Annotated in this window: 8 protein-coding genes; all 8 read left to right on the top strand. The window is 37.0% G+C overall.

Annotated elements, in window-relative coordinates:
* Window positions 1-4 precede the first annotated feature (4 nt).
* The 8 genes from IPN31_04105 (at window position 5) to IPN31_04070 (ending at window position 11,730) form a co-directional block, all read left to right on the top strand.
* Window positions 5-1,588: a F0F1 ATP synthase subunit alpha gene (locus IPN31_04105; protein ID MBK8681084.1), complete on the top strand. Its 1,584-nt coding sequence runs from the start codon at window positions 5-7 to the stop codon at window positions 1,586-1,588.
* A gap of 8 nt (window positions 1,589-1,596) precedes the next feature.
* Entirely contained in the window at window positions 1,597-2,481 is an 885-nt protein-coding gene (gene atpG / locus IPN31_04100) for an ATP synthase F1 subunit gamma (protein ID MBK8681083.1), read from the top strand.
* Between the two features lie 272 nt (window positions 2,482-2,753).
* On the top strand, window positions 2,754-4,502 hold the full coding sequence (locus IPN31_04095; GenBank protein ID MBK8681082.1) for a DUF4331 domain-containing protein: 1,749 nt from the start codon (window positions 2,754-2,756) through the stop codon (window positions 4,500-4,502).
* Between the two features lie 21 nt (window positions 4,503-4,523).
* Complete coding sequence (locus IPN31_04090; GenBank protein ID MBK8681081.1) at window positions 4,524-6,830, top strand: DUF4331 family protein; 2,307 nt, start codon at window positions 4,524-4,526, stop codon at window positions 6,828-6,830.
* 68 nt (window positions 6,831-6,898) lie between these two features.
* Window positions 6,899-8,242, top strand: a complete 1,344-nt coding sequence (locus IPN31_04085; protein ID MBK8681080.1) for a tetratricopeptide repeat protein — start codon at window positions 6,899-6,901, stop codon at window positions 8,240-8,242.
* A 21-nt stretch (window positions 8,243-8,263) separates the two neighbouring features.
* Window positions 8,264-8,923, top strand: a complete 660-nt coding sequence (locus tag IPN31_04080; protein ID MBK8681079.1) for a HupE/UreJ family protein — start codon at window positions 8,264-8,266, stop codon at window positions 8,921-8,923.
* Window positions 8,924-8,927: 4 nt separating this feature from the next.
* On the top strand, window positions 8,928-11,138 hold the full coding sequence (locus IPN31_04075) for a TonB-dependent receptor plug domain-containing protein (GenBank protein ID MBK8681078.1): 2,211 nt from the start codon (window positions 8,928-8,930) through the stop codon (window positions 11,136-11,138).
* Between the two features lie 115 nt (window positions 11,139-11,253).
* Window positions 11,254-11,730 carry a nuclear transport factor 2 family protein gene (locus IPN31_04070; protein MBK8681077.1) on the top strand — a complete coding sequence of 159 codons (477 nt, stop codon included), beginning with the start codon at window positions 11,254-11,256 and terminating at the stop codon, window positions 11,728-11,730.
* Window positions 11,731-12,061: the final 331 nt, after the last annotated feature.

The following is a 12,061-nucleotide window of genomic DNA, read 5'->3' as shown; positions in this document are numbered from 1 at the left end:
AATTATGGTTGATGTAAAACCTGATGAGATATCGGCGATTCTCAGACAACAATTGTCAAACTTTAAAACTGCTTCTGATTTAGAAGAAGTGGGAACCGTACTACAAGTGGGTGATGGAATTGCCCGCATTTATGGATTAAGAAATGCAAAAAGCGGCGAACTTGTTTTGTTCGAAAGTGGAGTGCGTGCAATCGTACTTAACTTAGAGGAAGATAATGTGGGAGCGGTATTGATGGGTGCTTCGGATCAAATAAAAGAAGGTGATACCGTGCGCCGTACCGGAAAAATTGCTTCCATTAATGTTGGTGAAAGTATGGTGGGCCGTGTGTTAAATACACTTGGAGAACCTATTGATGGCAAGGGACCTCTTTCAGGCGAATTGTTTGAAATGCCTTTGGAGCGCAAAGCTCCAGGCGTAATTTATCGTCAGCCGGTAAAGGAACCTTTACAAACCGGAATAAAAGCAATTGATGCAATGATTCCGATTGGTCGTGGCCAACGTGAATTAATTATTGGTGACAGACAAACAGGTAAAACTGCAATTGCAATTGATACGATAATTAATCAAAGAGAATTTTTTGAAGCAGGTAATCCTGTGTATTGTATTTATGTTGCTTGCGGACAAAAGAATTCAACTGTTGCGCAGGTTGCTAAAACATTACAGGATAATGGTGCAATGGGGTATACAGTTATTGTTGCGGCTTCGGCTTCTGATCCTGCTCCTTTACAATTCTATGCGCCGTTTTCAGGTGCTGCCATCGGAGAATTTTTCCGTGATACAGGAAGATCTGCACTGATTATTTATGATGATCTTTCTAAGCAGGCAGTTTCCTATCGTGAAGTATCTCTTTTATTGCGTCGTCCTCCTGGTCGTGAAGCATACCCCGGTGATGTGTTTTATCTGCACAGTCGCTTATTAGAACGTGCCGCAAAAATTATTGAGAATGATGAAATCGCTTCTCAAATGAATGACCTGCCTGCCTCTCTGAAAGGTAAAGTAAAAGGTGGTGGTTCATTAACTGCATTGCCAATTATTGAAACTCAAGCAGGTGATGTTTCTGCATATATTCCTACAAACGTAATTTCAATTACGGATGGACAGATATTCCTTGAGTCAAACTTATTTAACTCAGGTGTTCGCCCCGCAATTAACGTTGGTATTTCGGTATCTCGTGTGGGTGGAAATGCACAGATTAAATCTATGAAAAAAGTAGCGGGTACTTTAAAACTCGATCAAGCGCAGTACAGAGAATTAGAAGCGTTCTCAAAATTTGGTTCTGATTTGGATGCCGCTACGATGGCGGTGATAAATAAGGGGAAACGCAATGTGGAGATATTGAAACAAAAACAATATTCACCAATGGCGGTTGAAAAACAAATTGCGATTATTTATTTGGGAACACGTGGATTACTTAGCGATGTTCCGGTAGATAAAATTCATGAATTTGAAACCACCTTTATTGCAAATATGGAAACACATCATCAAGGAATTTTAAATGATTTGAAAGCTGGGAAAATGACAGATGAGATTACGCACACACTTGAAAAAGTGGGTAAGGATATGGCCAAAAAATACGTTGCAGTTTAATATAGCTTATGTCGGGTAAATTAAAAGAAGTACGATTACGCATAACCAGCGTTACCAATACACAGCAAATAACCAAAGCGATGAAAATGGTTAGTGCTGCAAAATTGCGTAGAGCACAGGATGCTATTTTACAAATGCGTCCTTATGCAATTAAGATGGGCGAAATGCTTTCGAATATTGCCGCTGCAACGCAAGGTGATATAAACATTGAATTCGCTAAAGAAAAGGAAGTAAAACATCCTTTGATTGTAATTATTACTTCCGACAAAGGATTGTGCGGTGCTTTCAATACCAATGTAGTAAAAGCTGCAAAACGATTGATTGATGAGCGATACAGCAAATTACCTCAGCAAAATATTCATCTGATATTTGTTGGAAAAAAAGGATACGACCAATTAAAGAGAAGTAGTTGCAACTTGAATACAAGCTTTCAGCATTTGTTCCATAAAGTAAGTTTTGAATCGGTTACAGAAGCAACGGAACATATTAAATCCGGCTTTGTTAGCGGGCAATATGATGAGGTATTCGTTATCTATAATAAATTCAAAAATGCAGCTACTCAAATCTTGGAAACAGAACAATTCCTGCCCATAAAAAAAGTAGAATCTGAAACCACAAAAACTTCTAATACCGATTATATTTTCGATCCGGATAAATTCAAATTAATTGAAGAGCTGGTTCCGAAAATTTTAAATACCACTTTCTTCAGATATATACTTGATAGCAATGCTTCTGAACATGGTGCACGTATGACGGCTATGGATAAGGCAAGTGAAAACGCCAATGATTTATTGCGTGATCTTAAAATTCAATACAACCGTGCACGACAAGCAGCAATTACAACAGAGCTTACAGAAATCGTAAGTGGAGCTGCTGCATTGGAAGGTAATTAAACAGAAATATTTTATTTTATTAATACAGGTGTTTGCAAATGCAGGCACCTTTTTCTTTATAAGATATTTTCATCAATTACTACCCTATTGCGCAAAAGCAGTTATTACTTTTCTCAATACATCTGCGTGAATTTTTAAATCCGCATAATTCCTTTCTATAGTTCTAATCATTTCTGCCCGTTTCAAAAAAAATGTGAGTTTAAAAATCTGAATGCAGATTACCCTCGTAGGTAACTCGATATCAAATTTTATTTCACATTAAATTTTACAAAATGAAACGTTATGTACCGCAGCTTTTTCAGCTTGCCAAACATACCTGCTTTGCAGGTTTAGTTTCGGTGTTAGGGTTTAGTTCTCTGATGGCTTCAAGCCATAGGGAAGCGCCCTTTATTGCCAATGATCCGTTGGCTGACAACACCGATTTGTATGTATTCAGGAGTCCGGATGATCCGAATACAATTACCATTATTGCCAATTACATTCCGGCAGAATTGCCCTTCGGCGGGCCTAATTATCACACCTTTGGTGAAAACATCAGATATGAAATTCATATTGACAATGATGTTACCACTGTAGGTGATGATATTATTTACCGATTCACTTTTACTCGGGTGAATGAAGATCCCACCACTTTTTTTAACATCCGATTAGGTGCTCAAAATTTAAAGACTACCTATACTATGGAAAAAAGTACTGATGGTGGCGCTTCATTTACAGCTATCGTAACTGATGGCACTGTACCTCCGCCAAACATTGGTGCTCGTTCTATTGAAGATCCAGTAGTTGGTTTAGGTACTACTTACGAAACACTGATGACCAATGCAATTACGACCTCTGCAACTGGTGAAAAAGTATTTTGTGGTCCTGCTGATGATCCTTTCTTTGTGGATCTTGGTGGAATTTTCGATTTGGGTAACGCACCTCGTCAGGGTGAAAATCCCAGAGATGGTTTAGGGTATTATAACTGCCATACCATCGCTATTCAAATACCTATTAACATGTTGCAAAAAGATGGTTTAGGTGCGGATGATGCTGAAAATATTCTTGACGGCAATTATGTAATCGGTGTTTGGGCTAGCTCAAGCCGACCTGCTATGCGCACATTAAATGGAGATGGTACTGAAACTGTTTCTGGCGATTGGGTACAGATTTCTCGTTTGGGAATGCCTTTAACGAATGAGGCTATTATTCCAATTGGAGAAAAGGATTATTGGAATTCATTAACACCTTACACTGAAGATGCTGCACATAATGCGTATTTCTATAACCCTGAATTAGCATTGTATATGGATGATGATTTATTTGGTGGTGCAGTGCCTCAATTTAAAAAATTGCGCATTCAGAAAAATTCTTTAGGTGCTTATGGTTTTGGCAATGGTCAGGACGGATTGTATGCATTAAAAGGAACTGATGCCGTAGCCGGAACAGCTTTGGATGATGCTATTTTCGGAACGCTGTTATTACCTGCTGCTGGAAGTCCACGTTCGGTTGATTTATGGCCTTTGTTTTATACCGGTGCACCTAATCTTGCACCCTACCAATTAGCCACAGGCAAAGAAGGAAACCCATTAGCTCCCGGCAAACCATTCATCAACAATTTCCTGCCTTCAGGTGGTGATATGTTGCGTATTAATATGGCTGTACCGCCAACAGACCGCATGGATCCTTTATTCAGTTCTGAAGGATTATTATTTGCTGCGGTTTTGGGATTAATTAACTCAGACTATAATACAACTGCAGATTTGCAATTCATTCCTAATATGGATGGATTTCCTAACGGTCGTCGCCTGGAAGATGATGTAACTCGTATTGAGTTGCAAGCTGTCGGTGGAATCGTATTAGCCGCAATTGGTTTGTGGTATGATGATTATGATCCTGCTACCTCTGCTACTCCATTGACAAGTGATCTGCTTAAAAACATTTATTACACAACACGAGTGGAGGCAAATGATAAGCCATTTCAATCTTCATTTCCTTATGTGGCTGCTCCTTGGAGAGGCACAGATGTAAGTTTCGATTAATCCATTTTTAAATCAAATTATATGAAAAATATTTTAAATAACACAAGTAAAAAGCTAAGCACCATGCTAATTGCCGGCGCAATGGCTTTTACTGCAATGGCATCCAGCCACAGGGAGGCACCGATGATATCGGGAGATCCGCTGGCGGATAATACCGACTTGTATGCCTTTCGCAGTCCGGATGATCCCAACACGATCACCATTATAGCGAATTATATTCCGTTACAATTGCCGCATGGCGGACCAAACTATGCAAGCTTTGGTGAAAATATTCGCTACGAAATTCATATTGATAATGATATTAACACAACCGGTGATGATATTATTTATCGTTTCACTTTTAGTCAGATGAATGAAGATCCAACAACGTTTTTTAATATTCGTCTTGGCGCTCAGAATCTGAAGACTACCTACACTCTTCAAAAGAGTATTGATGGTGGTGCTTCCTTCACTACAATTATTACAGATGGTATTGTACCACCAAACAATATTGGTGATCGTTCCATTTCAGATCCTGTTGTAGGATTAGGAACTACTTATGCGGAATTAATAGCAGGCGCTATTGCTACCACAGATGGTGGTGAAATGGTGTATGCAGGTCCTGCAGATGATCCATTTTTTGTGGACCTCGGTGGTATTTTCGATTTGGGTGATGCACCTCGTGCTGATGGTATGCCGCATGACGGCGTGGCTTGTTTAAATGTACATTCCATCGCATTAAAAATTCCTATTTCTCTTTTGCAAAAAGATGGTCTGAGTGCCGATGATGCAGAAAATATTTTAGACGGTAATTTTGTGATTGGTGTTTGGGCAAGTGCAAGCCGCCCTGCAATGCGTACTTTAAATACTGATGGAACTGTTTCTGATTCCGGTGAATGGATTCAAGTTTCTCGTTTAGGTATGCCGCTTACTAATGAAGCTGTAATTCCAATTGGTGAAAAAGATTATTGGAATTCTCTTTCTCCATATGCAGAAGATGCTTCACACTCTGAATATTTCTACAACCCTGAACTTGCATTGTACATGGATGACGATTTGTTTGGTGGAGCCGTTCCAGGATTTTCAGCATTACGTATTCAAACTGCATCTTTAGGTGCTTATGATTTTTCAAATGGAGCTGATGGTTTATATGGTTTAAAAGGTTCTGCAGCTGTAGCTGGAACTGCATTAGATGATGCTATTTTCGGAACACTGTTATTACCTGCTGCCGGTAAGCCTCGTTCAGTTGACCTTTGGCCGCTATTTTTAACAGGTGCTCCTAATCTTGCCCCTTATCAATTGGCAACAGGTAAGTTAGATGGTAACCCATTAGCTGATGGTAAGCCTTTCATCAATAACTTTCTTCCTAACGGAGGTGATATGTTGCGATTGAATATGGCAGTTCCTCCAACGGATAGAAACGATCCTGCATTTAGTTCTCTTGGACTTATTCAAGCGGCTGTGTTAGGACTTACTGATCCTATTTATACAGCAACTGCAGATTTGGAATTTATTCCGAATATGGATGGATTTCCAAATGGTCGTCGTTTGGAAGATGATGTAACTCGCATTGAATTACAAGCAGTGAGCGGTGTAGTATTAGCCGCAATCGGTTTGTGGTATGATGATTATATTCCTGGGACTTCACCATCTCCGGTTACTACCGATTTGTTGAATGTATTAGGTTATACTACCGGTGTAGAAAGTAACGATACTTCTTTCAAAGCTGAATTTCCTTATGTGCAAACTCCTTGGAGTGGTACAGGAAAATGCAGTGGAGTAGTGGTTGATTATTTTGCTACTGCCGGCGATTGTTCTGCACCTACAGATTTAGTAGCAACTTCTATCACAGATAATTCTGCGGTTTTAAGTTGGACTTTAAACGGTTCATTAGCATACGATATAAAATATGCTGCAGTGGGATCAGGTATGTTTACTACAGTAACTACCACAGAAGGATCATTAACTATTACTGATTTAATGCCATGTACCGCTTACCGTTTTAAGGTATCCGCTATTTGTGCTACAACGGGTAAAGTTGTATCTGCTATTTATTCTTTCACTACTACTGGAGAAGGATGTGGCAGAATTGCAAACAATGAATCTTTTGCCGAAGTATTTCCAAATCCTGCAAAGGATGTATTGCAAATAACTTATGCAATGCAGGGAGCATCAACTGCCCGTGTTTTGGATATTACAGGTAAAGTATTTCTACAACAATCTTTTGCCGCTTATGATGGCATACAAACAGTTAATTTAAATGTACAATCACTTCCTTCAGGAATGTATTTCCTTGAAATGAATAATAGTACAAATCAGATTATTAATAAAATAGTAATCGCCAAATAGTTTTCATTGTGTGGGTGGTGCGCAGGTATCACCCACACATTTTTTTTACAACACAAAAAGTTACCACAATGAAAAAAATATTTTACACTGTAATTCTGGTTTCAGCAATCGGTATTACCACGTTACAATTTTCTGCATGTTCCAATACACAAGGCAACACAGCACAAACATTTAGCGGAATTGAAATTCCTGATTTAATTGACAGAGATATTGCCGCAGGTTCAGAAACGGAATATGAAGAATTACATACTCGTTTTGATAATGCAATTTTAGTTTTAGAAAAACATCCCGATGATATCAAACAATTTCTCACTATTGCTTCAGTATATATTGCCGAAGCTCGCATTACTGGAAATGGAGCGTATTATAATGATGCTGCATTGCGCATGTTGAATCATGTAATTGATCAGAGTATGGGAAATAATGATAACCTCTATCTTGCAATGAGTATGAAGAGTGGTGTGCTTTTAAGTTTACATCAATTTGGTATGGCCTTAAATACAGCGCAAAATGCATTGGCTTTAAATAACCATAATGCAACCGTGTATGGTGCACTTACAGATGCAAATGTTGAGTTAGGAAATTATAATGAAGCAGTAAAAGCATGTGATGCCATGTTGAGTTTAAAACCGGATATCCGCTCTTATGCAAGAGCTTCTTATATACGCCAGATTTATGGTGATAATGCAGGTGCCATTGATGCAATGAAAATGGCTGTAACTGCAGGTGTTGCCGGTATGGAAAATACAGAATGGGCAAGAGTTACTTTGGGTGATATTTATTTTACCATGGGCAAATTGGATATTGCAAAACAAATTTATAATACTTCATTACAATATCGTGCGGATTATACTCCTGCACTTGCCGGACTTGCAAAAGTGGCAATGACAGAAGGAGATTATAAGCAAAGTATTGATCTTTTAGAACAAGCTATTACTATCAGAAGTGAATCACATTATGTAAGTATGCTTGCAGAAGCTTATCAATTATCCGGTAATACAAAAAAAGCAAAAGAAATTAATGAAGATGTGCTTGAGTTATTATTAGATGGTGAAAAAGAGCAGAAAAATTATGTGGTAAAACATCATAGTGCAAGAGAATTAGCACAAGCATATTTTGCAGCAAATGATTTAAAAAATGCAATGAAGTATGCATTGCAAGATTTAGAAATGCGTCCGAATAATATAGATGCAAATGCACTTGCTGCATGGATTAGTTATAAGAGTGGTGATATGCAAACTGCAAAAATGTATGCAGACAAAATGCTTGTAACCGGAATTCAAAACAGTGATTATTTATATAAGGCATCATTGATTTATAACAGCAATGGGGATGTAGCAAATGCAGAAAAGTATGCGGAATCAGCAAGCAATATTTCGCCATACTATAACAAAGTGTTTTCAAGTATTTAATGCTCCTGTAAAATTCAAATGATGAAAAAGTATTTGATCTTTTGCGGGTTGCTATTGCTTGGCATCAGTGTATCCGCACATACTATAAATTATACGCTGGAAGAAACAAGTGGTAATAGAGTATTTATTGATTATGTGTTGCTTGGGTTTAAACATATTTTGCCTTTGGGTTTAGATCATATTTTATTTATTCTGTGTATTTTCTTTTTAAATAAAAATCTGAAATCCGTTTTAATTCAGGCGAGTATGTTTACACTTGCGCACTCTATTACACTTGGATTAACAGCCGCAGGAATTATTAATCCACCGGGTAGTATTGTTGAAACTCTGATAGCACTTTCAATTGCAATGCTTGCTATAGAAAATATTTACAGAGATAAAGTAACCGGAGCCCGATTGATTACCATTTTTGTTTTTGGTTTAGTTCATGGAATGGGTTTCGCCGGTGCGCTTGCGGAAACAGGAATTCCCAACGATGCATTCCTGGAAGCAATAATCGGATTTAATGTTGGTGTGGAGTTAGGTCAGGCAACAATTATTCTTCTCGCATTTATAACTATCAGCTATAATTTTTCTAAGAAAATTTGGTATCGCAGGCGCATTATTATTCCTATTTCTCTTTCTGTGTTATTGATTTCGTTGTGGTGGACAGTGGAAAGATTTTTAACAATTCAATTCTAAAACAATGAAAAATTTTATACTACTTTTTTTATTCTCAGTTGTAATAGTTAAAACAAATGCGCAATCATTGCATGGTGTAATTTATGATAATGACGGTGTAACTATTCCAGATGTGTATTTAACCAATACTACAAATACAGAACATGCACATACAAATATTAATGGTGAATTTACTATCACCGGAATTGCAATTGGCGATACTTTAAATATCAGTCATATTGGATATGCTTCTACAATTTTTGTTGTGCAAAATGATGAGGAAATTAAAATTACTTTACCTGATAATGCAGTGGAATTAAATGCCGTAGTTATTTCGCCTTCGGTGCAATCACTCAATGTGATTTCTAAAGTGGATTTACTTACAATGCCTGTAAATTCAAGTCAGGAATTATTGCGCAAAGTACCCGGCTTATTTATCGGCCAACATGCCGGTGGTGGCAAAGCAGAACAAATGTTTTTACGTGGATTTGATATTGATCACGGAACAGATGTAGCAGTTACAGTTGATGGTGTTCCGGTGAATATGGTTTCGCATGCGCATGGACAAGGATATGCTGATTTGCATTTTGTTATTCCAGAAACAATTCAATTTATTGATTTTGGTAAAGGCGCATATTATGCTGATCATGGTAATTTAAATACTGCAGCATATATAGATTTTCATACTGTGGAAAGGCCTGAAGAAAGTATTATTAAAACAGAATTTGGAAGTTTTAATACAATGCGTTTAGTTGGTTTATTAAATCTACTGAATACCAAAAATCATCACTTGTATTTTGCAGGAGAGAATATTAATACCGATGGACCATTCATTGCTTCTCAGAATTTCAGACGATATAGTGGAATGATAAAATACAGCGGCATTTTAGCAAATAAGGATAAAATAATTTTCACCGCTTCTGCATTTAATAGCAGTTGGGATGCAAGCGGTCAAATACCAAACAGAGCAGTGGAAGAAATTGGCAGATTTGGTGCTATAGATTCTACCGAAGGTGGAAATACCGGCAGAAGAAATATTGCTTTGCAGTATAACAAATATATCAATCGCAATACTTCAATTCAGAATACTATTTATTTTGTGAATTATGATTTCGAATTGTTTTCCAACTTCACTTATTTTTTAGAAGATTCAATTAATGGTGATCAAATCAGACAATACGAAAATCGAAATTTATATGGTGGTGTTTCTGAATTATTACATGAAATACAAAAAGGTGCAGTTGATATTACACTGAAAGCTGCTATCGGTTTGCGCAATGATCAGGTGAATGAAATTGGATTATCACATACGGTAAACCGAACAGAAGAATTAGAGGTAATTCAATCTGGAATTATTAATGAATTAAATGTATATAGTTATCTCGATCTTGAATTTGCTTTTGGAGATTTTTTAATTAATCCGGGTGTAAGAGTTGATTATTTTAATTTTATGTATGATGATAAAACCGCAGAATTATATACAAACGAATCACAATCAAAAGCGATAGTAAGTCCAAAATTTAATCTGATATATAATCCCAATAATACCATTCAATATTATTTTAAATCTGGTATGGGATTTCATTCCAACGATACACGCACTATTATTTATGAGAATGTAGAAAATGCATTGCCAAAATCAATAGGTTCTGATTTAGGCGTATTATGGAAACCTTCGCAAAATGTGTTGGTGAATGTAGCAGTTTGGACTTTATTTCTTGAGCAGGAATTTGTATATGTAGGTGATGCAGGTGTGGTGGAACCCAGTGGTAAAACATGGCGCAGTGGAGTAGATGCAGGTGTACGTTTTCAAATTACCAAAGGCTTATTTATGTATTCTGATTTTACCTATGCTTACGCACGATCAGTGGATGAAGAAGAGGGTGAAAATTATATTCCACTTGCTCCTATTTTTACATTAACCGGTGGTATTACTTATAATACCGGAAAAGGATTTTATGGCGGATTGCATTACAGAGGCATGGGCGACAGACCGGCCAATGAAGATTACTCAGTAGTTGCAAAAGGGTATAATGTATTTGATGGAAATATTGGTTATGCATTTAGTAAAATTGACATTGCTTTTTCAGTGCAGAATTTATTGAATACCGAGTGGAATGAAACACAATTTAATACTGAATCCCGCTTGTATGATGAGCCTGCTCCGGTAGAGGAAATTCATTTTACACCAGGTACCCCCTTTGCATTTAAATGCAGTTTTCAATATGCCTTTTAACGCAGATAGAATATTGATTGTGGAATAGGTGCTTATTGTTTTACTGAGAAATCTATACTGTTTAATAAATAGAAATTCTCAAAAGTATTATCTTCATACGAAATCTGTAAACTGTATGAAGTACCACACCTATCTAATCCTTGCATGTTTAATGGCAATTGTTTCATGCAACACATCAGAAAAAATGGATGCAACTTCCTTACAAAATTTTGGAGAAAAATATGCAGAGGCTTGGAGCAGTCAAGATCCACAGAACCTTGCATCGTTTTATGCCGAAGATGGCTGGTTGCAGATAAATGATGGAATTCCCGCAGTAGGACAAACAGCAATTGCGGTATCCGCTCAGGCATTTATGTTTGCCTTTCCTGATATGAAAGTAACTATGGATAGTCTTGTTACAAACGATACGATAACTGCATTTCATTGGACACTAAATGGCACCTATAAAAAGAATGGAAATAAAGTACAAATCAGTGGAATGGAATTATGGAAGTTGGATACACATGGTTACATCACACAATCCAAAGGAAGTTATAATCAGGAGGAATATGATAATCAACTTAAAGATTCTATAAATGGTATCGGGTATTGAGTATCGGGTATCTCTAATTAACATTGACTATTGACTATTGAGCGTTGACAAAAAATGTTTCGGGTTTCAGGTTAAAAAACTCATCGTTAATTAGAGATTACTCACCATAAGGCTATTGGCAGTTGGCAAAAAAACTATGACTTTTGACTTTGACCATTGACAAAAAAAAATACTGAGACTATTTTACAAGAATGTTTCGGGTTTCAAGTTATACAACTCATCGTTAATTAGAGAGCACTCACCATAAGGATATTGGCAGTTAGCATTTGGCTATTGGCAAAAAATTTTGACTTTGAAAAAAAATCATTACTCATTGCTGATTTTTTTATTC

Source organism: Bacteroidota bacterium (genome assembly GCA_016715425.1).
Classification (GTDB): Bacteria; Bacteroidota; Bacteroidia; order Chitinophagales; family BACL12; genus JADKAC01.
This window is presented reverse-complemented; position numbering and strand designations above follow the sequence as displayed.